This window comes from Bacillus sp. FSL R5-0397, assembly GCF_038593395.1.
Taxonomy (GTDB): domain Bacteria; phylum Bacillota; class Bacilli; order Bacillales; family Bacillaceae; genus Bacillus; species Bacillus altitudinis.
On sequence record NZ_CP151992.1, the window covers coordinates 3,222,767 to 3,248,406 of the forward strand.

Below are 25,640 nucleotides of genomic sequence, written 5' to 3' on the forward strand. Positions count from 1 at the left end.
GTCAAAAAAGAGCACGCCTCGCGTGCTCTTTTCATCATCATTTCTTTATTTACTCGCTTCCGCTTTTGACTGCTTTTGCTGTTCAATTTTCTGCATTTCAACCGAGATCTTTTGTTTCTCATGATCTGTGAGGCTGTCACTAAATTTAAAAGCAGACATAAAGACAAAGACTAAAATTAACGCAACAAACGGCCAGCTTGCTTTAAGGAATTTCATTTTTTATCCTTCCCCTCGTTTTCTTTTAATGTTTGAACTTTATCAGAATGATCGACTTCAAAGAAAATATGTCCGTCTTTTTCTTTCCAATCCGCATTCGTGCCATTTGTCAGCATACGGATAATCGATTTTGATTCAAGAGATCCTGCTTTGACTGGAGCAGGTGTCGCTTCTTTGATGTACATTGGAACCACTTCAAATGTCGCTTTTCCATCTTCATTCAGATGATACTGAACAATGGCAGAATCACGTGTTCTTGACCAGCCTTGGTCAAAAATAAAGTTCCCCAAGCTATAGAAAATCGCTGTTCCGTTATAGACTTCCATCGGCTCAAGAACGTGCGGGTGTGCACCGATAATGATATCAGCACCAGCCTTTGACATCGCTCTTGCCAGCTCTCTTTGTCTGTCGTTTACTTCATTGTTATATTCCTGTCCCCAGTGCGCATGAACAACAACGATATCTGCCTTTTCAGCAGCTTGTGAAATCATCGGAATAAAGATAGATGGATCAGCTGGCAGAATACCTGCCTTGCGATTTGTTGCTTTAAAATCTTTTCCATATACATCTGTAAAACCAAGGGTAGCGATTTTAACGCCATTCACTTCTTTGTATGAAATGTTCTGCTTCGCATCTTTGACGTTGCGCCCTGCCCCTGTATAATCCATGTCAGCTTTTTCAAAGGCATCAATCGTGTTATTTAAGCCTTTTTCACCGTAGTCTGCTGCATGGTTATTCGCAAAGTTTAGTACAGAGAAATTCAAATCCTTTAACGCTTGTACAGAATCTTCATCTGTTTTCAAATGAATATTCTTTTGTGCTGCCTGTTCCTTATCTGAAGCCACTGGATGCTCAAAATTCCCAGTTACATAATCTGATACATCAAAATACGGCTTCGCATAGCGGAACAGGTGCTGCTTTCCATAGCGGTCTGTGACTTTCTCTACATTTCTTCCAAACATAATATCTCCGACAAACGAAGCGGTCAGGATGTTTTCTGGATTCTTTTCTACAGTTGGTACTTGTGCTTTCCCGATAAATGTAAATAGAAATGTACAAGCAATGACAATCGGTAAAGCAATCAGTACGTGTTTATTCGTCTTTTTCTTTTGGTTCTTTGTGATTTTCAGCAGCTTTTCCTGAAAGCTCAATTTTTTATTCATCATTGGACACACCTTATCTTAAAATAGATAGTAAACATACATGATGGCAAATGTTGCACCACTTAGAAGTAATGTGCTTCCAAGGGTAATCGTAAGACCTTGCTTTTGAATCGTATTCGCAATCAATCCAGGCACGATGATTCCGATTCCGCGGAATTCTGCTATTTCAAACGGAACCACTGGATAGAAGAAATCAAATATGAGCTTTAGGGCAATTCCTGTAATCAGCATCGCCGCAAACTTTCTGCGTCCGTACAAAATCATAAATTTCGATAGACCAAAACGAACGATCACATATGTCAGCAAGCTGACAGATAAAACAACTAAAATGAAGACTGGCTGGTTAAAGACGAGCGCCAGATAACCTGGAACAACCAACCCAGCTGGTACGATTCCTGTTTTTTCTGCAAAGATTAAACTGAGTAGAACACCTAAAATTAACGAGATATAAAGATCTGATCCGAACATTTTCTATATTTCCTCCTAGCTGACAAGCTGCTTAATTTTGTATTCTTGAATTTTTTCGATTAAAGGTTCAGCGGCGCCGTGAATATTGCCGACTCCATAAACCACTCGATTATGAAGCTTTTTCTCAAGCATGTTCATAATTTGTTCTGTAGATTGATATTCAAGGTTGTGTAAGTGGTCAGCCGGAATTTTTCCATCCTCAAATGCCTTCACAATTGGATCTGTCGTTTCACCAATTAAGACAAGATCACTTGCTTCAATATAAGGAAGTACATCCTCCGCAAACTGGATCGTTCTATCTACGCGATCCGCACGACAGTTCATGATAATAATCGGTTCATCTGTTGGATACCCAATTTCCTTCACACGCTTCCAAATGTTCAATGTAGATGCTGCGTCATTAGCCGCAAATCCATTTACAAAATGTCCAGGTGTTTTTGCGTCCATTAATGGAAGAATTCTCATCGCTCCTGGATCAGGCGGCGCATTTAACATGCCTCTGAATGCCGTATCTTCATCAATTCCCAATGCTTGTGCGACACCAAGTGCAAGTGAAGCATTATCCGGGAACACCATGTACTCGAATTTCCGTAAATACTCATCGGTAATCTTGGAATTATCTGCAACAATCACTTCAGTATTGCGTTTTTTCGCAATCTCTTTAAAGAAATCTGTATATTCACTATCCGTAATAACCAAGTGCCCATTGTAAGGAATTGTCGCTGTAAAGGCTTCAGCTATTTCATCAAGAGTTGGCCCCATCACATCCATATGATCTTCAAGAACGTTTACGATCACGCCAATATTCGCTTGAAGCAGCTCTTCCTGAAAGATAATTTGGTAATCTGGATTCACCGCCATACATTCACTGACGATGGCATTTGCTCCTCTTTCAACGGTTTCTCTCATAACTTCTTTCTGCTCTCCGATATTTGGTCCTTGCGGTTTCCTTTTAATCGGTTTTTCTTCTGGCGTATCCCAATAAATCATTCTTGCATCCGTTCCTGTTGTTTTGCCGACAGTTTTATAACCTGCCTCCATTAAGATACCGGTTGTCAATCTTGTAACGGTAGACTTTCCGCGTATACCATTAATATTGACGCGTACCGGCAGGGCATCGATATTTTTCTGATGACGCTTCTTTTCAATAAAGCCAATCCCTAACATGATGACACAGGCTATAACGATTAACCACATCGCTTATCTACATCTCCTTTTTTTATGAGTGTGATATGTAAATTCAATCAACAGTATATAGGTTCAGCATAAAATCACAATCGGTATTATGTAACATAATCTTTCACTTCCTCGTATGCCAAATTCCTCTAATCAGAAGGCGTATTTGCCTATCTCACGCTCAAATGAAAAGGCCAAAAGACGGACAAAATGACGACTGAATTTCTGCTTCAAACAAGAGAAAGCGTTACCATCAAACAGTGAAAAATCTTTTGTCCTTTTCTCCCTAAATTTTTCGACAATTATTAAGATGTATTTTGAATCAATGTTTTAAAGCCCTCTCATCTCTACGAAATCAGTCATATCAGCGCTTTAAATGAATAGTGCGTGTTTTAGAATATTTTATATTTTTAAATGAACAGGTTAGAAAGTCATCCTCATTGGTCAGAACGCTATGTGTTGACCTATGACAAAGGTCACCTCTCAAAAAATCAAGTCATCTGCTTATTTTCAGGTCACAAAAAATTGGGATAAGATGTCAAAGATTAATCATTTTGTTATAGCCTCTTTTTACGATATTCACTCCTTATGACCTAAACAATGAAACATTATTCATTTCTTTTTATCAAGATTCATCATTTCTTAACATTTTTAATGTGATTTTAGTTGAAAGTTGTCGGTGCGTGTCATGCTTTCCCCAAAGATGACGCATAAAATCATCTTCTCGGCTTACACTATGGTTAAAAAATCTGTGAGAGGAGGCTAAAGATGCCAAACACGAATGAGCAAACACGCTTACACTTTTTGTCAGGCGGTTTTGAGGAAAAGATTCGGATTCTGAAAAAAGCATTTCAGCAAAGCGCTGATTTTGAATACCGGGAATTAATGGTGAATGAAACGAAATCAGTGCTGTTTTATATTAAAACAAGAGTTGAAGAAAGCAAATTAAACGACTTCATTATCGGCAACTTGCTCGGTCCTCCTGGAGAGCAGAATTATACAAAATCACTTAGTACACTCGAAACAGGAGACTTGACGCTGATTGTCGACAGCATTATTGCAGGAAGCATTGCTTTCCTTGATGAAAAATCCTCACAGATCAAAATATTTGCCGTTGGACAGCCGCCGCTGCGTTCCATTTCTGAACCTTCTTCTGAAAGTATTATTGCAGGCGCACATGATGGGTTTGTTGAGAGTTTAGATACCAATTTATATTTGCTGCGTTCACACTTAAATGATCGAAAACTTGCAATCCAGTATCATAAGGTCGGTACAAAATCTGAAACAAAGGTTGCGACGGTTTATATTTCTGATATTGCCAATCAAGAAAAGATAGATGAGGTTAACAAACGAATTTCTTCTATTAAAGTAGACACGCTGCTTAGCCCCGGTTCTATTGTAGAGGCGATTGAGGATGATTCATATTCCATCTTCCCGCAGCTCATTGATACAGAACGACCTGACAAAGTGAGATCCGCCATTCTTGAGGGGAGAATTGTTGTACTGATGGATGGCAGTCCAATGGCTATCATTCTGCCTATTACATTCTTTAGCTTCTTTCAATCACCAGATGACTACAATAGTCGCTGGATTCCAGCTACGTTTATTCGTATTCTTCGTTATATTGCCTGTATCATCGCTGTGATTTTACCTTCTTTTTATATTGCAGTCATCGGCTTTCATTATGAGGTAGTCCCGGATGAATTAGCGATTACGATGAAAAATTCCATTATCGGCATTCCTTTTCCGCCTTTAATAGAAGCTATGCTGATGGAGATTACAATTGAGCTCATACGCGAAGCTGGGGTGCGTCTGCCAAAACCAATTGGACAGACCATTGGGATCGTAGGCGGTTTGGTCATTGGAGATGCGGTAGTAAAAGCTGGGCTCATTTCCAATGTTCTTATCGTTGTGGTCGCCGTGACCGCTGTTGCTTCCTTTGTTCTTCCTTCGTTTGAAATGACGTCTACCATCAGGATGCTGCGTTTTCCGCTCATGTTCATGGCATCGATGTTTGGGTTTATTGGCATTTCATTCGGCCTGTCGATCGCCCTGATGAATTTATGCCGCCTTGAATCACTAGGTGTCCCGTATTTATCTCCAGTAGCTCCATTTAACTGGCAGGACTTAAAAGACACTGTGATTCGGTTACCGATGTGGATGTATAAAAAGCGCCCTGTTTACTTAAATCCAAAAAAGAAAGAGCAAATTGAAAATTTGAGAGGATGGAAAAATCAAGATGAAAAATAAAATATCTCCATCTCAAGCTGTCTTTTTTATCATTCAATCTCAAATTGGTGTCGGTATTTTAGCTCTGCCTCATTTGCTTATGAAAGATATGGGGCATGATGGATGGATGGCTATCATTTTGGCCTGTTTTTTTATCCAAATCATCAATACCATTTTTATATATATCATTCACAAATATCCTGAGACATCATTTTTCGAAGCATTAATTCAGGTTTTTGGAAAATGGTTTGGGCGAATCTTAGTAGCTCTTTATACAGTTTATTTCGCCTCAGTCTGTATTGTCGTTCTATCTATTTTCACGAGAATTCTTGGCATTTGGGTGCTCCCACTCACACCAAATTGGGTCATAAATCTATTACTGATGATCTCCATCATTTACATTGCAAAGGAGCAGATTACAGCCATCGTCAGGTTTAACTTCATTCTAACGCCCTTTTTGCTTATGCTGTCTCTCTTAATGCTCTATTCATTAAAAGGAACCAATATCGACTATCTCATGCCTTTTTTTCAAGTGGACATTTCTCAAGTTTCACTCGGATTGAAGGATGTTGTACTATCTATGAATGGATTTGAGATGATTCTGATCATCTCTCCACTGATGAAAGGCACCATTAAAGCGCGATACAAGGTCATGACCATTGCCAATATATGCACGACACTTTACTACCTATTTATCACAGTGATTTGTTTTATGTTCTTCAGCCCGATTGAGCTCAATATCATTCCAAATCCTGTTCTTTATCTGTTAAAAACCATTTCGTTCGGTGTGATTGAGCGGACAGATTTAATTTTTCTTAGTTTCTGGGTATTTGTCATTTTAGCCACACTCAGTAACTATCTCTACTTCTGTGCAAATGGCGTAGCAAGTATTCTCAAGAAAAAAGACCACAAAAAATACGTCTTTTATTTTGCCATTTTGATTTATGCGGCTAGCTGTTACCTTGCAACCGATAATTTTAGAATTCAGCGTTTTAATGATTTTACCACCATCGCTCAATATTCATTTATTTACACACTCCCTATCTTTATGGCCATTATCATCTTTATCAAACATCGCAAAGGGAAGGTGAAATCACATGCGTCATAAGTACATACTGACGTTGCTCATGTGTGTTTCTCTCATATTCATGCCTGGCTGCTGGGATCAAAATTTATTAAAGAACATCTCTCTTGTGTTAACCTCCGCTGTTGATCAAGGAGAGGATGACAATGCCAAGTACTCGATTACTTATCGAAAGGTGCAGCAGTCTCAAAGTATGGAGCAAGGAAATACAGGCAGCTTTTTAACCACTCTTCTCACAACGGAAGCACCTACTTTAAGGAAAGCAAGAACCAACTTCAGCCGGATTGTGGATCAAAAAATAGACATGTCGAAAATGCGGGTGATGCTGATCGGTGATGAATTTGCCCAAAATCGTCTTCTGCCCTACTTAGATATGTTTTATCGTGATCCGAAAAGCCCCCTCCTCGCAAATCTCGCCGTTGTTCAAGGAGGGACCTGTGAAGAAGTGATTAACTCGCTGCTGAAGGAAAAGCTCATTGTGAGTGACTATTTAAATAACTTGATCACAACCGCATCACGCTCATCCCAAGTAGCACCTAAAAACATTCAAAGTATTCGATCTAAAATGCTCCAAACTGGAGAGGACTTCACATTGCCCTTAATCCATTTTGATCAATCGAAGAAATTAATCAGTGTAAAAGGGGTTGCTCTATTTGATAATGAGAAGAAGAAAGGCGAGTTGTACGGTCAAGATGCGATCTTACTCACCGTCATGGACGGAAAAATGGGCAAGTATGCCAACTTCACAAAAAAAGTGCGAAGCGACATGAAGTCAAAAGAAAACAATTACATTACGATTCAAGTCACTGATGTTAAGAGAGACATCGAGATTCTAAATCCTGATCATCGAAACTTAACATACTCACTCAAATATGAATTCGCAACCTCTGTCCTTGAGTACCCAAAAGATAATCTAGATACAGACAAAAAAATTGAAATGCTTAACAAAAGACTTTCAACCATCTTGACAAAAGAAGCAGAAAAAGTTGTGGCTGCCCTGCAAGATGCGAATTCCGATGTGCTAAGCCTCGGCAGAAAATACAGAGTCAGACATTATGATGAGTATATGAAAATGAATTGGGTCACCGATTATCCAAAAGTGAAGATCATCCCAAAAATCAAAGTGAACATTACCCAAACGGGCATTATTAGTTAAGAAAAGGAAGACGTCCTCTTTCTTTTCTTTTTTTATTTTTTTAAGATTGTTTTTTCAATGCTTTCATGATAATCTATCTGTGTAAACGGTTACATATCAAAGAAGGGAGGCACTCCATTGGCTACAATTAAAGATGTTGCAAAAGCTGCTAAAGTGTCTGTTGCAACTGTTTCACGCGTGCTCAATGATACTGGATACGTCCATATTGATACGAAAACCCGTGTGACACAAGCGATGCAGGAGCTAAACTACTTCCCCAATGAAGTGGCACGATCCCTTTTTAAAAGAGAATCTAGATTAGTTGGTCTCATCTTACCTGATATCACAAACCCCTTCTTCCCTCAGCTGGCTAGAGGCGTTGAGGATGAGATTCATGCACACGGTTTTCGCTTATTATTCGGAAACAGTGATGAAGATCGGGAGAAGGAAATGGCCTATTTACAAACCTTTAAGCAAAACCAGGTGGTCGGTGTCATCGCTGTCACAAACGAACCTGAATCGGATTTGTACAATGATGATGAACTGCCTGTTGTCTTCTTAGATCGTACCGTTCCAAATGCACCTTCTGTGTTTGCAGATGCTACGGCAGGTGGGAAAATGGCTGCAATGGAATTAATCAAACGCGGCAGTCAGCAGATCACATTGCTAAAAGGGCCCGCTCATCTTCAAACGGCGCGGCAAAGATTCAAAGGCGCACTTGATGTTCTGACTGAAGAAGGTGCTAACTTTCATGTGATGTCTAACGCTTCTTTTTCTTTTCAGGAAGCCCGAAAAAGCGCCAAGGCTCTTTTCAAGCTGTACCCTGAAACAGATGGCATCATTGCCAGCAATGACATCGTCGCAGCAGCCGTCGTACACGAAGCGCTTCGTATTGGAAAAGCCATTCCAGAAGACGTCCAAATCATTGGATTTGATGATATTCCGCAAAGCGAACTGCTCTTCCCTTCTTTATCAACGATCCGGCAGCCTGCCTATGATATGGGGAAAGAAGCCGCAAAGCTGATCATTAAAGCCATTCAAAAACAGCCAATAGATCAAGCAGTTATTCAAATGCCCGTCTCTTTTATTGAACGAGAGACCACAAGAAAGGTGGATTCACAATGAGTCAAATAGTTGTCGTAGGAAGTTGTTCCATGGATCTAGTTGTCACATCGAATAAGCGTCCCAATGCAGGAGAAACCGTCCTAGGCGAATCATTTAAAACGGTTCCTGGGGGAAAAGGAGCCAATCAAGCAGTAGCAAGCGCAAGGCTCGGTGCAGATGTATATATGATCGGCCGAGTTGGTGATGACGCGTATGGTCAGGACATTATGAGCAATTTGCAAGCACAAGGTGTTCGCACCACCTATATGAAACCGGTTACCGAAATGGAAAGCGGAACAGCTCATATCATTTTAGCTGAAGGGGATAACAGCATTGTTGTCGTCAAAGGAGCAAACAATGAGGTAACACCTCATTATGTAAAAGGTGCTCTTTCTTCTATTGAAAATATCGGAATCGTCCTCATTCAGCAGGAAATTCCTGAAGAAACAGTCGAAGCCGTCTGCGCCATTTGCAGCGAAAAAGGGATTCCAGTCATCTTAAATCCCGCACCAGCTCGCAAAGTCTCTCAGCAAATATTAGATCAAGCTGCCTATATCACGCCAAACGAACACGAAGCAGCTCTTATGTTTGATGGACTCACCATAGCAGAAGCTTTGCGCCAATATCCAAACAAATTACTCATTACAGAAGGAAAAAATGGGGTTCGTTACTTTGATGGATCAAAAGAAGTGTTGGTACCGGGCTATCCTGTGAAAGCTGTCGACACTACAGGGGCTGGCGATACCTTTAACGGCGCTCTGGCTGTAGCACTAACAGAAGGAAAGTCCCTATACGACGCACTTGCCTTTGCCAACTTAGCCGCATCTATCTCAGTCACAAAATTTGGTGCCCAAGGCGGCATGCCAGCAAGAGAAGAATTGGAGAATAAGAAATGAAGAAAAATGGTATTTTAAATAGTCATATCGCCAAGGTGCTTGCTGACCTTGGTCATACAGATACGATTGTCATTGCAGACTGCGGCCTGCCCATTCCAGAAGGCCCGGTCAAAATCGACCTTGCATTATCCATCGGCACACCATCCTTTCAGGAGGTTACTTCCCTTCTTCTTGAGGAAATGGCCGTTGAACACATCACGATCGCCAGTGAAATCAAAGAAGCCAATGAGAGAGATCATTTATTTCTAAAGAAAGCGTTCTCACATCCGTTAGATGAAGTCGATCACGAGACATTTAAAGACATGACCAAGCAGGCAAAAGCAGTGATTCGAACGGGTGAAGCCACCCCATACGCAAACTGCATTCTTCATGCCGGTGTCATCTTTTAAAAGGAGGAGCCACTTATGAACATTGAAATGCATAACATCCATAAGGCCTTTGGAAAAAACACCGTTCTCGCCGGGGTCTCCTTTGACCTCGTCACAGGTGAAGTCCATGCACTAATGGGTGAAAACGGGGCAGGAAAATCAACGTTAATGAATCTGCTGACTGGACTCTATTCCCTGGATCAAGGAACGATTCAAATCGACGGAAAAGAAACCGCTTTCAAAAATCCGAAAGAAGCCGAGCAGAACGGGATTGCCTTCATTCATCAGGAGCTGAATATATGGCCTGATATGACGGTACTCGAGAATTTATTTATCGGGAAAGAAATCTATACAACACTTGGTCTCCTAGACACCAAGAAAATGAAAACCCTCGCCCAAGCGCAGCTCGACCGATTGTCTGTCAACCTATCGCTCGATCAAGAGGCAGGAAGCTGTTCTGTCGGACAAAAGCAGATGATTGAGATTGCGAAAGCGTTAATGACCGATGCAAAGGTCATCATTATGGATGAACCAACAGCTGCTCTCACAGATCGTGAGATTGAAAAGCTATTTCAGGTCATTGAATCACTCAAAAAAGAAGGCGTTTCCATCGTTTACATTTCTCACCGTATGGAAGAAATCTTCGCCATTTGTGACCGGATTACGATCATGCGTGACGGAAAAACGGTCGATACGAAAGCGATACCGGACACGAATTTCCATGAAGTCGTCAAAAAAATGGTCGGCCGCGAATTAACCGATCGTTACCCTGAACGCACACCTTCTACTGGTGATATCGTCCTAGAAGTGAAGCAAGCAACGAGGAAAGGCCGCTTTCAAGATGTCAGTTTTTCCGTCAAAGCTGGAGAAATTGTCGGTGTTGCAGGCTTAATGGGTGCTGGCCGGACGGAAATGATGCGGTCGCTCTTTGGACTCGATCCCCTGGATCAAGGGGAAATTTGGGTTCATGGGAAAAAAGCTGTCATTAAAAAACCAAGTGATGCAGTCAAACTTGGCATCGGTTTTATCACGGAGGATCGTAAAGATGAAGGACTGATGCTTGATGCATCCATCCGGGAAAACATCGGCTTGCCTAACTTAGACAGCTTCTCTCCAAAGGGGCTGATCGATAAGAAAAACGAGCAGGACTTTGTTGACCTGCTTATCAAACGACTCACGATCAAAACCGCTTCATCTGAAATTTCTGCACGCAGCCTGTCCGGTGGAAATCAGCAAAAGGTCGTCATCGCCAAATGGATCGGCATTCAGCCGAAGGTGCTGATTTTAGATGAACCGACAAGAGGTGTCGACGTCGGGGCGAAACGAGAAATTTATCAGCTCATGAACGAGCTGACGGATCGAGGCGTTGCGATTTTGATGGTCTCCTCTGAGCTCCCAGAAGTTCTTGGGATGAGCGATCGAGTGCTTGTCATCCATGAAGGAACCATCAGCGGCGAATTAAGTAAAACAGAAGCTACACAAGAACGAATTATGACACTAGCTACAGGAGGGAAGTAACATGAAACCACTTACTTCAAATGGACGATTTGACAACATCATGCAAAAGCTTGGGCCATTCTTAGGACTCATCATCCTTGTTGCCATTGTTTCTATTTTAAATCCGGCCTTTTTAGAACCATTAAACATTTTAAACTTACTCAGACAAATCTCCATTAACGCCCTCATTGCCTTTGGCATGACGTTTGTTATTTTAACCGGAGGAATTGATTTGTCTGTCGGTGCCATTCTAGCGCTGTCTAGTGCTCTGACTGCCGGCTTTATTGTATCTGGTTTGGACCCGATTCTTGCCATCATTGTTGGATGTATCATCGGTGCCATCCTTGGAATGATCAACGGTCTTTTAATCACAAAAGGAAAAATGGCTCCTTTTATCGCAACACTTGCGACGATGACGATTTTCAGAGGATTGACGCTTGTTTATACAGACGGAAACCCAATTACAGGGCTTGGCTCTAACTATGCATTTCAGCTATTTGGCCGTGGATATTTCTTAGGCATTCCTGTTCCAGCGATCACCATGCTTCTCACCTTTATCGTTCTTTGGGTCTTGCTTCATAAAACACCTTTTGGCAGAAGAACGTATGCCATTGGCGGAAATGAAAAAGCAGCCCTCATCTCAGGTATTAAAGTACCACGCGTCAAAATCATGATTTACTCATTAGCCGGCTTTATGTCTGCTTTAGCAGGTGCGATCTTAACATCTCGTCTCAACTCAGCCCAGCCAACAGCTGGTACGTCGTATGAACTTGATGCAATTGCTGCCGTTGTACTTGGCGGGACAAGCCTATCCGGCGGAAGAGGGCGAATTGTCGGCACACTCATCGGGGTACTCATTATCGGGGTCTTGAACAATGGTATGAACTTACTTGGTGTTTCATCATTCTATCAGTCTGTTGTGAAAGGGATTGTCATCTTAATTGCAGTCCTACTCGACAGAAAGAAATCTGCTTAAGGAGGCAGCTGCTATGAAAAAATATGTAATCCTGATCGTGACTCTCTCATTATTCATGCTTTCTGCCTGCTCGCTTGAACCGCCAGAGTGGGCCAAATCAACAAAGGATGGCAAGAAAAAAGACATAAAAATCGGACTGTCGATCTCGACTTTAAATAACCCATTCTTCGTTTCTCTTAAAAACGGCGTGACAAAAGAAGCGAAAAAGCTTGGCATTGAAGTTGTCATTGCCGATGCACAAAATGATTCAGCCAAACAAACGAGTGATGTAGAAGATTTAATTCAACAAGGGGTCGATGCATTACTCATTAACCCAGCCGATTCCTCAGCTATATCAACGGCTGTCGAATCTGCAAATGCTTCAGACATACCGGTCATCACATTAGACCGCTCGGCAGAAAGCGGAAAGGTTGAAGCGCTTGTTGCTTCTGATAACATCAAAGGCGGCGAAATGGCAGCTAACTTTATTATCGACAAAGTCGGTAAAGGAGCAAAAGTGGCTGAACTGGAAGGTGTACCAGGTGCTTCTGCGACACGTGAACGAGGAAAAGGTTTCCATCAAATCGCAGACAAAAAGTTAGATGTCACAGCAAAACAAGCCGCTGACTTCGACCGGACAAAAGGGCTCAACGTGATGGAAAACCTTCTTCAAGGAAACCCAGACATCAAAGCCGTTTTTGCCCACAATGATGAAATGGCGCTTGGCGCACTAGAGGCCATCCAAAGCTCTGGAAAAGACATTCTTGTCGTCGGTTTCGACGGTAATGAAGATGCACTCAACTCGATCAAAGCAGGAAAACTATCTGCAACAGTCGCGCAGCAGCCAGAGCTGATCGGTCAACTGGCAGTCGGCGCTGCTGACGATGTATTAAAAGGGAAAAAGGTAGAGAAAAATATCGCCGCTCCATTGAAACTAGAACAAAAGAAATAAACACTAAACCCCCGATAGCCTCGGGGGTTTTAGATTGTAGACAAAGGCTGAAATGAACTTTATTTTAGCCCTTTGTCTTCTTTTCAGCGTGATAGAAAACCTTTGCAGTCTAGGAAGGACGAGCACCGGAGCAGAGCGAATTGATATTCGTGAGCACCGAAGCGCAGGACTGACAAAGAATGCGAGGGTTTGTCTACACGCTGGACCACCGATAGCCTCGGGGGTTTTAGATGTTATTCCGGCCTCTTCAGTACAAATGGCGTGCCTAAATGGGCATAATCATTCCCCGCTAAACGTGCAACTGGCTTTAATTCATTCGTAAAAATATATCCTTTTTCCGCATCATAGACGGATTCATCTAAATGCGCACACACCACCCGGCCAATGATATGATCGACTGTGATCTCCCCTTCATCATTTTGAAAGGTCAGATGTTTTTCCAGCTGACATTCAAAGCGAATGCGTGCTTCCTTGATTCCTGGCACTGACACCACGCTGCTCTTCACTTGATGAAGACCGGTACGAGTCAGCTCACTCTCTTCCTCTGGCAAAGTAGCAGCTGTTTCATTAATATCTTCAATCATCGCTTCATCACTCACATGGACAACAAATTCTTCCCTGTCGATGATATGTTTTGCTGTATCTTTCATCTCTCCTTGACGACGTCCAATAGAAACAGCGATCAGCGGAGGATGGCCGCTGATGACATTAAAGAAACTAAATGGTGCAGCATTGACGACATCTTCTTTAGAAAGGCTTGTAATAAATGCAATGGGTCTTGGAACGACGGAACCAGATAATACTTTATATGCTTCTTTTCGTGACAACTGATCCATTTGTAATGTAATCACTTCAGACATGCCTCCTCTTGTATGTAACGACATCATACCATACCCCGTTCTCTCTTCCCTTATTCCGGCTCAGTGCGATGGAGAATATGATGGACAAGATGAAACAATGCCGGATTATGATTTTCTCGTCTATAAGAAATGGTCCATTCCGCGAGTAGCTGCTCACCTTCAATTGACCGATACACCACATCTAAATTAAATAAACGCCGGGCCGATGTTGGAATGATAGCAATTCCGATTCCCGCTGTGACAAGCCCAATGACCATTTGATATTCTGCTGCTTCCTGCACGATATTGGGTGAAAATCCGTACTTTTCACAAAGTAGGACAAAATGCTGATAAAGGGACGGCCATGATTCCTTTGATAAAGAAATAATCGGCTCATCACGAATATCTTCAATCGTGACCGCTTCTTTTTCCGCCAGCGGATGGTTTTTCGGAATCGCAAAAATACATTCACTTTGCTTCATTAAACGACTGACCAATTCTTCTTGCGGTGATGTAGGATGCAAAAAACCAATATCAATCTCACCATTCAAAAGCGCCTCAAGCTGCTGCGGGACAGAGAGCTGTTGCAGCTCAATACTGACAGAAGGGTACCGCTCTCTGAATTCACGGACAACTGGCGGCAGAATATCATATGTCGCTGTACCAACGAAACCGATGATAATCTTCCCAAGCTCCCCTCTTGCCGTATGCCGAGCATGATCAACGGCTTTATCAAGCTGATGCAGCACCCCCCGGACCTCATGTAAAAAAACCTTTCCAGCAGCTGTTAACTCCACCACCCGTTTAGACCGGTGAAACAAAGGAAATCCCAATTCTTCCTCAAACTGCTTAATTTGCTGACTAAGTGGAGGCTGTGTCATGTTCAATCGTGCGGCCGCTCTGCCGAAATGCAGCTCCTCCGCGACTGTGACAAAATACTGCAAATGTCTCAGTTCCATCCTTTCACTCCTCAAACACTTATTCGTGAAACATATTAAAACTACGTTAAACATATATTGGAAAATTTATTTTGTGAAATGTATAGTAAATCATATCATGAAAATATATTTTCATAAAAAATTTTACTTGCCGAAAGGAGTGCGGGGTAAATGAATTCTCAAACACAACCCCTAACAAAACGAGGAGCAGAGTTGATTGTCGATACGCTCATTGCCCAAGGTGTGACCCATGTTTTTGCGATTCCAGGTGCAAAAATTGATGCAGTATTTGATGTATTAAAAGACAGAGGTCCAGAGCTTGTGCTATGCAGACACGAACAAAATGCGGCATTCATGGCAGCAGCTGTCGGTCGTTTAACTGGCAAACCAGGCGTTTGTCTCGTTACATCAGGTCCTGGCGCATCCAATTTAGCGACAGGTCTATTAACAGCCAATACAGAAGGTGACCCTGTTGTTGCAATCGCTGGAAACGTCATCCGTGCGGATCGGCTCAAACGAACACATCAATCACTCGACAATGCGGCATTATTCAAACCAGTGACAAAATATAGCGTTGAAGTACAAGACGTAAACAATATACCAGAAGCATTAACAAATGCTTTTCGCGCGGCACAAAGAGGTCAAGCTGGGGCAGCATTTATCAGCTTTCCACAAGATGTCGTGACCGAACACACCACACAAACACCAGTGTCTGCTCACCCTTCTCCAGAACTAGGTCCTGCACCGGATGCTCTCATCAGTTCGGCCATCGCCAAAATTCAAAATGCGCACTTACCTGTTGCAATTGTGGGAATGAAAGCTAGCCGTCCAGCTGCGGCAAATGCGACAAGAACATTATTAAAAACACTTGGTATCCCATTTGTCGAAACGTACCAAGGAGCAGGTGTTCTCTCAAGAGAGCTTGAGCCTCAATATGTGGGCAGAATCGGTTTATTCCGTAATCAGCCAGGCGACCTTCTCATTGAGAAAGCGGATGTGATTTTAACTATTGGCTTTGATCCAATCGAATACGATCCGAAGCATTGGAATTTGAAACCGCAGCAGCGTCAAATCATCCATGTGGATGACATGCAGGCAGATATTGACCATTTCTATGAACCGACGCTTGAGCTTGTGGGCAATATATCTGAAACGGTGCAACATCTAGCCCACGACAGCGTTCCACTTTCATTATGCAAAAAGAACGTAGATCTCGTCACAGAATTACAAGAGCTGTTAAGTGATATCGAAAAAACACCAGAAAGAGAAAGTCATTTATCACACCCGCTGGATGTCATTCATACGTTGAGACGTATCATCCCAGATGACATGAAAGTGACATGTGATATCGGATCGCACGCCATTTGGATGTCTCGCCACTTCCGTGTTTATGAACCGAACACGTTCCTAGTGAGTAACGGAATGCAAACACTTGGTGTGGCATTACCATGGGCGATTGCAGCCTCCATATTGAATCCAGATGAAAAGATCATTTCAGTCTCAGGTGATGGTGGTTTTCTCTTCTCCGCCATGGAATTAGAAACAGCCGTGCGTATGAAAACAAATCTCGTTCATCTCGTTTGGAACGACAGCACATACGATATGGTGGCATTCCAGCAGGAAATGAAGTATGACCGTACGTCTTGTGTTGAGTTCGGTCAGATCGACTTAGTGAAATATGCAGAAAGCTTTGGAGCAACTGGATTACGTGTCAACTCACCTGAAGAGCTTTCAACTGTCCTTCAAAAGGGTATAAACATAGAAGGACCCGTTATTATTGATATTCCGATAGACTATCAAGACAACCCAGACCTCGCCAGTCAAAAATGGCCAGAAGTCTTTCGTGAAAAACACACAACGAACGTCAGATAAGACTTCGATACATTACGTTAAAGGAGTGAGCGGATATGGGTATGATGCACCCAATGAATCAACAAAATAACACAATACCGCAGGACAAAAAGCAAGAGGTCTATCAAGTATCAACCATGACCTCCTTGCTGGAAGCCGTATACGATGGAGATTTCTCCCTATCACATATTCCCGAGCATGGTGATTTTGGCATTGGCACATTCAATCAATTAGATGGGGAACTAATCGGCTTTGATGGCGCTTTTTATCGACTGCGCTCTGATGGAACAGCCACACCAGTAACCGATCAAGATTATTCACCATTCTGCTCTCTAGCATTTTTTGAAACGGACATCGTTCATCGAATTGATGCACCGATGACGTCCAAAGAGCTAGAGGAAGAAATCGACCGAATCTTACCGAGCAAGAATGTCTTTTATGCGATCCGCATCGATGGGTCATTCAAAAAGGTTCAAACCCGTACGGTTGAAAAACAGGAAAAACCTTACGTTCCGATGGTGGAAGCAGTCAAGTCACAGCCTATTTTCGATTTTGAAAATATTCGCGGAACGATTGCAGGCTTCCGTACACCACAGTACGCACATGGCATTGCGGTAAGTGGATATCATCTCCACTTTATTGATGATGATCGAAGCGTAGGCGGGCATGTATTTGATTACACTGTGGATCAAGTGACCATCCGAATTTCCCAAAAACGTCACATGAATTTACACCTTCCAAATACGCAGGAGTTCTTCCAAGCAGACATTGATCGTGCTGACCTTGCACAGCAAATTGCTAGTGCGGAAAGCAGCCCAGAAAAATAAAATGAAAACACCCCGGTGATGTCGGGGTGTTTTTTTATGCAAAAAGATATGTTATTTTCTTTTATTATTTCATTTCGTTACTCAATTAAAAATCAAACATTCTATTCGTAATAAAATATGATAGAATATCAACAGAAGAAAGGTGGTTATACGATGGCACATGAATATCGCATTCCAAACTTAACATTAGATGAAAGAGATAAACAAATTCTTTCCTTATTACACGAGGACGGGCGTATGTCCTATACAGATTTAGGGAAACAAGTCGGCCTTTCCCGTGTTGCTGTACAAGCCCGTATTCAACAGCTCATTGAAGCAGGTGTCATTGAACGATTCACCGCTGTCATTAATCCAGCAAAGATCGGCATTCATGTCTCTGTCTTTTTTAACGTAGAGGTTGAGCCGAAATGTTTAGAAACAGTCGCCCTTCAGCTTGAGCAGGAAACAGCCGTCACAAGCCTTTATCATATGACAGGACCAAGCAAGCTGCATATGCATGGCATTTTTCAAAATGAACAGGAAATGGAGACGTTCCTGACAAAGAAGCTGTACCCGCTTGAAGGCGTCGTCAGTGTTGACTGTCAAATGCTCATTAAACGATACAAAAGCCGAATGGGCATGAAATTGTAGATAGGAGTTGAACCACTTGCAATCATATCTTGAACTCATGATCGCCATGGTGCGAACCGGTATTCTGGGATTTGGCGGAGGACCTTCTGTGATCCCGCTCATTCGCCATGAAGCGGTCGTCAAATACAAATGGATCAATGATGACGAATTTGGAGAAACACTCGCCATCGCCAACGCATTGCCAGGACCGATTGCTACGAAAATGTCGGCATACCTCGGCTATCGATTAAAAGGTGTATCTGGCGCCATTGTTGCAACAGCTGCACATATTTTACCGACATGTCTCGCTATGGTGGCACTTGTTACACTTGTCAGCGTCTTAAGCTCTTCAGTCATCATTCAAAATATGATCGGTGCTGTGACACCAGTAATTGCCGTTCTGTTAGGAATGATGGCATATGAATTTGGACAAAAAGCGTTGAAGGGCTTCGGCATGATCTTCGGAATCGTCCTATTCCTTTTGGCATTTGTCGGTCTTCAAGTACTCTCGATTCATCCAGGAATCATTGTCATCATCTTTTTATGTTATGGTGCCTTTCATTTCAAACTGAAAGATCGCTGGACTCGAACAAATAAAGAGAAAGGAGTGTCTTCGTGATGCTGATTCTCTTTTTATTCTGGGCATTCTTCTTATCCAATCTGTTAGGGTATGGCGGAGGACCTGCCTCCATTCCGCTCAATTATGAAGAAATCGTCAATCATTTTCATTGGATGACGAACGAAGGGTTCTCCAATATGCTCGCATTAGCCAACGCACTTCCAGGCCCAATCGCTACGAAAATTGCGGCTTATGTAGGCTATGATGTCATGGGATGGCCAGGCTTTATCATTGCACTGCTTGCGACGGTCCTGCCGTCTGCGATCGGATTGATCTTACTGCTAAAACTCATTGACCGTTTTCGCCAATCTTCTGTCGTCAAAGGCATGACCCTATCTGTGCAGCCTGTCATTGCGATGATGATGCTTTTATTAACATGGGAAATTGGCGGAGATGCCGCGAAAGCCATTGGCTGGACACAATCACTTGCCATTGCCGCCATTTCATTTTTCTTTATGACCAAATTCAAATTGCACCCTGCCTTTCTGATTGTGGCTGCATTTTTATATGGCGGATTCATTCTTCCGCATTAACGCAAAAACCGATAACACATGAAGTTATCGGTTTTTCTCATTACATATAAATAGGAGAGACAGGCCTGCGCCCAATAGAATGATACTCGACACCAGCTACTTCTGCCGCTTCAAGCGTATGACAATTCCGGCCATCAAAGATGATCGGCTGCCTCATGAAATCTTTATAAGCTGAAAGTGGAAAGGACTGAATATCCGCCCACTCAGTTAATATACAGACCGCATCAGCATCCTTGATCGCCTCTTCAATCGTTTGAGCAAAAAGGACTTGATCAGGCAGTTCTTGAGCTGCATTGCGAGCGGCAGCAGGATCATAGGCTACAATCTCCGCTCCTAATTGATGGAGCTGATGAGCGATCGGGATTGACGGCGCCTCTCTCATATCATCTGTATTCGGCTTAAAGGAAAGGCCAAGAAGAGCCATTCTCTTCCCTTCCAAGTTTTCTCCCATCCGTTCCTTCACACTTCGAATAAAACTTGCTCGCTGCTCATTGTTGACTTTGATGACAGCCTTCAATAGCTCAAAATCATGGGACACATGCCCTGCAATTTGGACAAGGGCATTTGTATCCTTCGGAAAACAGGAACCTCCGTAACCAATGCCTGCCCTAAGAAACGAAGCACCAATCCGCTGATCGAGTCCCATCCCCTCTGCAACTCTCTCAACATCAGCTCCCGTTTTTCCACAAATCGAAGCAATTTCATTCATGAAGCTGATTTTTGTGGCAAGAAATGCATTTGATGCGTATTTGATCATCTCTGCGCTTTTCCGATCTGTTCTCACGAATGGAATGTGGAAATCCGCATACATAGACTCTAGCTGATCTAATCCGTTCTTTGTTTCGGCTCCAATCACCAGCCGATCCGCCCGCAGCGTATCTGAGATGGCAGACCCTTCTCGTAAAAATTCTGGATTCGATGCGATAGATAATGGCTCCTTACGACCTAACACGTGATGAATCAAATGATCAATTTGATCGCCCGTTCCGACAGGCACTGTACTTTTCACGACAAGCACTGCGCCTGGCTTTGCTTGTAAGCCCATCTCCTTTGCCGCTTGAAAGACATACTGCAAATCAGCTTGACCGTCTGCCTGCTGCGGGGTACCGACAGCAATCATTAACACGTCAGCCTGCGAATAGGCTGACGCTCCATTAATATGAAAACGAATGCGTCCTTGCTCCATATTCCGTTTGAGCAGTTCTTTTAATCCCGGCTCGTACATCGGAGGATTCCCTTGCTTCAGCTGCATGACCTTCCGCCGGTCAATATCCATACATGTCACATCATGTCCCGCTTCTGCTAAACACACCCCTGTGACAAGCCCTACATACCCACAGCCTGCAATCGCAATCTTCATGACACATCAGCTCCCCATACTCCTTATGCTTGTAATGTCATCGTATGCCGGGAATTTTCGTTCCATTCATAAAAGCATACAAAAACCCCCTGCTGAGAGAGCAGGGGGCTACTTTTATGAAACAAGGCCATTTCGAATATGAGCAATCAGATTTTCAAGCATTTCTTTTGTTGTGACATCATTGGAATTTTCACCAATATCATGAGCGTACATCAAAATCTTTAAAAACTCTTCTTGATTTAAACCCTTATTATCCATGTCTGTATCCTTTCGATTCCACTAATTTCATTATTATATGCTGTATGGTTGGTTTATGCAATACTCTATTACATCATTCGACAGCTTTTGAAATTTATGACCATTTTCATGAAAAACTTTTTTATAAATCACCATTGAGCTATAATAAAAGAATTGGAATCTTTTACTTGGTTAGGAGCGGATCAAATGCTTCAGCACAACATCAACGAAGAAGAAATCAAACAAACAGCCGAACAGATCAAAGAACTTCTTCCTGCAACAGATGAAAACAAGCAACTCATCAAAAAAGCATTGATTACTTATAGACAGGACAGCGTATATCGGCTCAAGCAAGAGTCTGATACCGAATGGTCAGCTTATGTACATGATGTCGTGGCAGCAAGAGTCCACCTTCATGTGCTGTTTCCAGTGAGAAGCAGCTGCTCATGTCCAGCTGATGGACTATGTAAACACATCCTCGCTGTCTTCTTTTCGCTATACGCTCAAGTAGAGAGTGTGACCGGCTTTACAGAAAATTGGTCAGAGAAGGATGAATTACAGCGCAGCAAAGAACTCATTCGTCAGCACTTCCAAGTGAAGCGCCCAGATGAACAATCACTTCAGAGCTGGCTGAATTTTTTCCAGGAGGAATTTCACCTCTGGCTGAAACGGACACCGAAGCACCAGCAAACGCCACAGCATTTGTATTACGGCTATTTATCGATCCTAAAAAAACACGCGCCCACTTCACCTGAATTCAAGAGTTTGTATGCGATTCATACGTCCATCGATGTGTGGTTAAGGCTCCATGAGCTAATCGATCTCGGCCGTCTTGATGCCGAAAAAGACTTTTATTCGATGAATCCATATGTAGAACAGCTCATGAACACCATTTTTGATTCAGTGGATCATTTGAGGACATACGCCCTTTCCTTTTCCCTCGATCCGTTTCTTGAAAACACACCAACTGCCGTTCGGACACTTCTTCAAATCAGCGGACCTTTCCAACATGAACGAGTTGCGGTCTTTATGGAAATGTGGGGAACTATATTAAATAGAGGGAAATGGGTCAAAAAAGAAACAGAATTACTCAAGAGCGCCCAACAGCAGGAGCAAACGGTTGAGCGCACCATTGGGCTGATGCATATGGATTATTTGCTAAAAGAAGACGAAAGACTCTTCCAGCAATTAAAATTGCTCAATGCAAATATGCTGCCGAACGTGCTCAATTGGCTAAAGGATCTCACAAATCGCAAGGACTGGAAGCGTCTCAAACTTTGGTATCAAGAGATCACATATGTATTAGAAGAATATTGCCAGCTTGACCTATCTTATAGAGAACTGCGTGGAGCCGTCAGCGATTTCTTCTTTTATTTAGACGCGTACTTTAAACAGACGAAAGATCATTTCTTGTATGAACGCTATCTCCAAATCTGTATGCCTTATGCATTTACTGAATATAGTCAGCTCTTATATGCACAAGAACGCTATGCAGAATGGATTGAAATACACAGCCTCGTTGGTTTCTCCATCAGTGAATTGGAGAAAGAACTGATCAAACAGATTGCAAAGGAAGAGCCTGAAGCACTCATTCCATCATACCACCGGGAAATCTCACTGCTTCTCGATCAAAAGAATCGAAGTGCTTACCGGGAATCTGTGAAAATGCTCAAAAAACTGCGTACGCTTTATCATAAAACGAAAAAAAACGCGGTGTGGGAAAGATATGTACAGCAGCTGCAAGATTCAACAAAACGGCTGCGTGCGTTCCAAGAGGAAATGAAGAAAGGAAAATTAATTGATGACACGCCATAAACAAATTGTCATTCATGCAGAACAAACCGAAGATTTCTCTTTCACCATTTCAGCGCAAGCAGAGGACGGACAGCCTGTACCGCTAAATGAAATGAAGAGGCAGCTTTTCCAATGGCACGAATCATCTTTTTACGGAACATTCTTAGAAGATGTGAGCTTTATTGGCACACCTGCCTTCCTGTTAAGTCCTTGGATGACCGTTGAATTGCTAGGGAAAAATTCATTCAATACTTTCAGCCATGTGACGTTAACGGATGAAACAGAGCCGCTTATGAAAACAGCCTCAACCATTTACGAATTCATCGAGGATGAAGATTTTGTCCCAGATTTCGAGGCATGGACAAAAGGCATGCTTCGCTTTAAAGACAAAGAAGGCCTGTTAGATGGCTACACAGCTGATTGGTTCTCCTTTGCCGTACAGGATTACATTCAATATGATGATGCCTTGCAGCACAAATGGAACCGAATGACTGCTCAATCGCCTGCTCTTTCCTCCTTCCAGGGACATTTTTTAGATGAACAGGATTTCTTGGAAACGATCGGCTGGATCGATGATGAGACGCCTTTCACTGTCGGCTTGCGTTTAAATGAGCCTGATTTCGACGGGGATGATTGGAAAATTGAATTGTTTTTGCGTGATAAGAAAAACAGTGATCTGCATTTCTTTGAAGGCATCCGTTCTTTAAAAAAATCATGGCGTCCGTTTCAAGAAAAAATCACCAGAGAGCTGGAGCGGTTCGGTCAGATTGTCCCTTGGCTCTTATTTACATCTGGTACCACCCTCATGTCAGAAGAAGAAGCGTGGCTCTTCCTATCTGAAGCGAGTGAAACACTTGTGAACATGGGGATTGAGATCCTGCTCCCATCATGGTGGCAGATCGTCAAAGAAAGCACCATGATGCTAAAAGCACGGATTTCCTCCACACCACGAGGCGAATCGCACGTTGGAATGGATGCCCTTATGGACTTTAATTGGCGCTTTGCCACAAACGGTATTGAGCTGACAGAAGATGAGTTCAACGAGCTTGTTCAAAGTAAACGTCGTCTTGTCAACATTCGTGGACAATGGATTAAAATCGACCCGACCTTTATCCAGCAAATGAAGAAATGGATGGAGCGCGCTGAGAACGAAGGACTTCATATGTCGGATATTTTATCACGTGAACTCGCAGACCAAGAGGCCTCCTCTGAGTCGATTCCTGAGCTGCTAGACAGTTCGGCCTTTGCCCATATTCAATTTGAACTTTCGTCTCAACTACGAGGACTTGTTCATCAGTTAAATGATACACAAGAGCTGCCATCCTATGAGATGAGTGAGTCCTTTAAGGGCACACTGCGCCCGTATCAGCAGCACGGTGTCAACTGGCTTCTGTTCTTAAGGTCTCATGGATTCGGGGCTTGTTTAGCAGATGATATGGGGCTTGGAAAAACGATTCAAATGATCGCTTATTTCACCTATTTGAAGGAGCATCAACAAGACGCCGCTCCATCTCTCATCATTGCACCGACTTCCGTATTAGGGAACTGGCAAAGAGAGCTTGAAACATTCGCACCACATTTGAATGTCGCTCTGCATTATGGACCGTCACGTCCACAAGGTGAGAACTTTACAAAAGCGTACGAATCAACAGATATCGTCCTCACTTCGTATGGTCTCTCACATTCTGACCGTGATGAATTAACAGCAGCCAAATGGAATACCATTTGCTTAGACGAAGCCCAGAACATTAAAAATGCCCATACGAAACAATCGAGAGCCATTAGGCAATTAAAAGGACAACATCACATTGCCCTCAGCGGGACACCGATGGAGAACCGCTTGACAGAGCTTTGGTCTATTTTCGACTTCGTGAACAAAGGATATCTCGGCAGCCTGACCAGTTTTCATAAAAAGTTCGTCCTTCCGATTGAAAAAGACCGTGAAGAAAAAAGAATCCAACAGCTGCAGCAGCTGATCAAGCCATTCTTATTAAGACGAACAAAACAAGATGAAGAAGTCGCACTCAATCTGCCAGAGAAACTAGAAGAAAAAGAATTCATCCCGCTATCTGCAGAGCAGGCATCTTTATATGAACAGCTGGTCAAAGATACATTTGAACATATGGCCTCATTAACAGGGATGCAGCGGAAAGCCATCATTTTAAGTATGCTTGGCAGACTCAAACAAATTTGCGATCACCCTGCTCTTTATTTAAAAGAGAGCGGAACAGATGTGAAATTGTTGAAGCGTTCATTAAAAATGGATAAATTAGCAGAGCTGTTAAAAGCCATACACGAACAAGGAGAAAGCTGTCTCATTTTTACGCAGTATATTGAAATGGGCAACATGATCAAACAGCTCGCCGAAAAGATGTTTGGAGAACCAGTTCAATTTTTAAATGGGAGCTTATCAAAACATGATCGGGACAAAATGGTGGAACGTTTCCAGAAAAAAGAGTTCAACATCTTAATTCTTTCTTTAAAAGCAGGAGGAACCGGACTAAACTTAACCGCCGCCAATCATGTCATTCACTACGATAGATGGTGGAATCCTGCTGTAGAAAACCAAGCAACAGACCGTGCTTACCGCATCGGGCAAAAGCGGTTTGTTCACGTCCATAAGATGATCACAACCGGCACGATAGAGGAAAAAATTGATCAAATGCTCGAAACAAAACAAACGTTAAATGATCAAATTATCCAAAGTGAAAGCTGGATTACAGAGCTGTCAACGAATGAACTAGAAGATTTATTCACGTTAAGTGCAGCCGCTCAATCATCGTAATGACA

Annotated in this window: 24 protein-coding genes; 16 read left to right on the plus strand and 8 right to left on the minus strand. The window is 42.6% G+C overall.

Annotated features, from left to right (window positions below; all coding sequences use genetic code 11):
* Positions 1-45 precede the first annotated feature (45 nt).
* The 4 genes from NSQ70_RS16530 to pgsB are packed head-to-tail and all read right to left on the minus strand — an operon-like array spanning position 46 to position 3,044.
* Positions 46-216, minus strand: a complete 171-nt coding sequence (locus NSQ70_RS16530) for a hypothetical protein (protein ID WP_008343253.1) — start codon at positions 214-216, stop codon at positions 46-48.
* The gene (locus NSQ70_RS16535; RefSeq protein ID WP_024718710.1) at positions 213-1,379 is read right to left on the minus strand and encodes a CapA family protein; all 1,167 of its coding nucleotides are present in this window, start codon (positions 1,377-1,379) and stop codon (positions 213-215) included. Before NSQ70_RS16535 ends, NSQ70_RS16530 begins: the two co-directional genes overlap by 4 nt.
* Before the next feature lie 18 nt (positions 1,380-1,397).
* A complete protein-coding gene (pgsC, locus tag NSQ70_RS16540; RefSeq protein ID WP_007497520.1) occupies positions 1,398-1,847 on the minus strand; it encodes a poly-gamma-glutamate biosynthesis protein PgsC in 450 nt (149 codons plus the stop codon).
* 15 nt (positions 1,848-1,862) lie between these two features.
* Positions 1,863-3,044 (minus strand): poly-gamma-glutamate synthase PgsB, encoded by a 1,182-nt coding sequence (gene pgsB / locus NSQ70_RS16545; RefSeq protein WP_007497522.1) that lies wholly within the window; start codon positions 3,042-3,044, stop codon positions 1,863-1,865.
* Between the two features lie 747 nt (positions 3,045-3,791).
* On the opposite strand from pgsB, the gene NSQ70_RS16550 reads away from it, so the two are divergent.
* The 9 genes from NSQ70_RS16550 to rbsB all read left to right on the plus strand — a co-directional run bounded on the left by NSQ70_RS16550 (position 3,792) and on the right by rbsB (position 13,243).
* Positions 3,792-5,273: a spore germination protein gene (locus tag NSQ70_RS16550; RefSeq protein ID WP_138279083.1), complete on the plus strand. Its 1,482-nt coding sequence runs from the start codon at positions 3,792-3,794 to the stop codon at positions 5,271-5,273.
* A complete protein-coding gene (locus NSQ70_RS16555; protein WP_041091439.1) occupies positions 5,263-6,360 on the plus strand; it encodes a GerAB/ArcD/ProY family transporter in 1,098 nt (365 codons plus the stop codon). Before NSQ70_RS16550 ends, NSQ70_RS16555 begins: the two co-directional genes overlap by 11 nt.
* The gene (locus NSQ70_RS16560; protein WP_268372875.1) at positions 6,350-7,492 is read left to right on the plus strand and encodes a Ger(x)C family spore germination protein; all 1,143 of its coding nucleotides are present in this window, start codon (positions 6,350-6,352) and stop codon (positions 7,490-7,492) included. The genes NSQ70_RS16555 and NSQ70_RS16560 overlap by 11 nt, the downstream gene beginning before the upstream one ends.
* A gap of 117 nt (positions 7,493-7,609) precedes the next feature.
* Positions 7,610-8,596 carry a LacI family DNA-binding transcriptional regulator gene (locus tag NSQ70_RS16565; RefSeq protein WP_268372874.1) on the plus strand — a complete coding sequence of 329 codons (987 nt, stop codon included), beginning with the start codon at positions 7,610-7,612 and terminating at the stop codon, positions 8,594-8,596.
* A complete protein-coding gene (gene rbsK, locus NSQ70_RS16570) occupies positions 8,593-9,471 on the plus strand; it encodes a ribokinase (protein WP_268372873.1) in 879 nt (292 codons plus the stop codon). Before NSQ70_RS16565 ends, rbsK begins: the two co-directional genes overlap by 4 nt.
* The gene (gene rbsD, locus NSQ70_RS16575; protein ID WP_017360008.1) at positions 9,468-9,860 is read left to right on the plus strand and encodes a D-ribose pyranase; all 393 of its coding nucleotides are present in this window, start codon (positions 9,468-9,470) and stop codon (positions 9,858-9,860) included. Before rbsK ends, rbsD begins: the two co-directional genes overlap by 4 nt.
* 15 nt (positions 9,861-9,875) lie before the next feature.
* The gene (locus NSQ70_RS16580; protein ID WP_079920193.1) at positions 9,876-11,357 is read left to right on the plus strand and encodes a sugar ABC transporter ATP-binding protein; all 1,482 of its coding nucleotides are present in this window, start codon (positions 9,876-9,878) and stop codon (positions 11,355-11,357) included.
* 1 nt (position 11,358) lies between these two features.
* The gene (rbsC, locus tag NSQ70_RS16585; RefSeq protein ID WP_007497532.1) at positions 11,359-12,312 is read left to right on the plus strand and encodes a ribose ABC transporter permease RbsC; all 954 of its coding nucleotides are present in this window, start codon (positions 11,359-11,361) and stop codon (positions 12,310-12,312) included.
* A 13-nt stretch (positions 12,313-12,325) separates the two neighbouring features.
* Positions 12,326-13,243, plus strand: coding sequence for a ribose ABC transporter substrate-binding protein RbsB (gene rbsB / locus NSQ70_RS16590; RefSeq protein WP_017368181.1), 918 nt, complete (start codon positions 12,326-12,328; stop codon positions 13,241-13,243).
* A gap of 233 nt (positions 13,244-13,476) precedes the next feature.
* Here the strand turns inward: rbsB and NSQ70_RS16595 are convergent, their stop codons facing one another.
* Both NSQ70_RS16595 and alsR read right to left on the minus strand, forming a co-directional pair.
* Positions 13,477-14,094 carry a flavin reductase family protein gene (locus tag NSQ70_RS16595; RefSeq protein ID WP_196760518.1) on the minus strand — a complete coding sequence of 206 codons (618 nt, stop codon included), beginning with the start codon at positions 14,092-14,094 and terminating at the stop codon, positions 13,477-13,479.
* A gap of 59 nt (positions 14,095-14,153) precedes the next feature.
* Complete coding sequence (gene alsR / locus NSQ70_RS16600) at positions 14,154-15,041, minus strand: acetoin biosynthesis transcriptional regulator AlsR (protein ID WP_061420422.1); 888 nt, start codon at positions 15,039-15,041, stop codon at positions 14,154-14,156.
* Positions 15,042-15,191: 150 nt separating this feature from the next.
* On the opposite strand from alsR, the gene alsS reads away from it, so the two are divergent.
* The 5 genes from alsS (at position 15,192) to NSQ70_RS16625 (ending at position 19,459) form a co-directional block, all read left to right on the plus strand.
* Complete coding sequence (alsS, locus tag NSQ70_RS16605; protein WP_061420426.1) at positions 15,192-16,892, plus strand: acetolactate synthase AlsS; 1,701 nt, start codon at positions 15,192-15,194, stop codon at positions 16,890-16,892.
* A gap of 53 nt (positions 16,893-16,945) precedes the next feature.
* Positions 16,946-17,698: an acetolactate decarboxylase gene (budA, locus tag NSQ70_RS16610; RefSeq protein ID WP_024718720.1), complete on the plus strand. Its 753-nt coding sequence runs from the start codon at positions 16,946-16,948 to the stop codon at positions 17,696-17,698.
* Positions 17,699-17,851: 153 nt separating this feature from the next.
* Positions 17,852-18,328 carry an Lrp/AsnC family transcriptional regulator gene (locus NSQ70_RS16615; RefSeq protein ID WP_017360010.1) on the plus strand — a complete coding sequence of 159 codons (477 nt, stop codon included), beginning with the start codon at positions 17,852-17,854 and terminating at the stop codon, positions 18,326-18,328.
* Positions 18,329-18,365: 37 nt separating this feature from the next.
* The gene (locus tag NSQ70_RS16620; RefSeq protein WP_034647433.1) at positions 18,366-18,926 is read left to right on the plus strand and encodes a chromate transporter; all 561 of its coding nucleotides are present in this window, start codon (positions 18,366-18,368) and stop codon (positions 18,924-18,926) included.
* Entirely contained in the window at positions 18,926-19,459 is a 534-nt protein-coding gene (locus NSQ70_RS16625; RefSeq protein ID WP_342502284.1) for a chromate transporter, read from the plus strand. Before NSQ70_RS16620 ends, NSQ70_RS16625 begins: the two co-directional genes overlap by 1 nt.
* Positions 19,460-19,499: 40 nt before the next feature.
* Here NSQ70_RS16625 and NSQ70_RS16630 read toward each other — a convergent pair whose 3' ends face one another.
* The gene (locus NSQ70_RS16630) at positions 19,500-20,819 is read right to left on the minus strand and encodes a UDP-glucose/GDP-mannose dehydrogenase family protein (RefSeq protein ID WP_024718724.1); all 1,320 of its coding nucleotides are present in this window, start codon (positions 20,817-20,819) and stop codon (positions 19,500-19,502) included.
* Between the two features lie 114 nt (positions 20,820-20,933).
* Complete coding sequence (locus tag NSQ70_RS16635) at positions 20,934-21,077, minus strand: hypothetical protein (protein WP_003214884.1); 144 nt, start codon at positions 21,075-21,077, stop codon at positions 20,934-20,936.
* Between the two features lie 186 nt (positions 21,078-21,263).
* Here NSQ70_RS16635 and NSQ70_RS16640 point away from each other — a divergent pair, with 186 nt between their 5' ends.
* On the plus strand, positions 21,264-22,871 hold the full coding sequence (locus tag NSQ70_RS16640; protein ID WP_281201190.1) for an SWIM zinc finger family protein: 1,608 nt from the start codon (positions 21,264-21,266) through the stop codon (positions 22,869-22,871).
* Entirely contained in the window at positions 22,858-25,635 is a 2,778-nt protein-coding gene (locus NSQ70_RS16645; RefSeq protein WP_342502285.1) for a DEAD/DEAH box helicase, read from the plus strand. The genes NSQ70_RS16640 and NSQ70_RS16645 overlap by 14 nt, the downstream gene beginning before the upstream one ends.
* Positions 25,636-25,640: the final 5 nt, after the last annotated feature.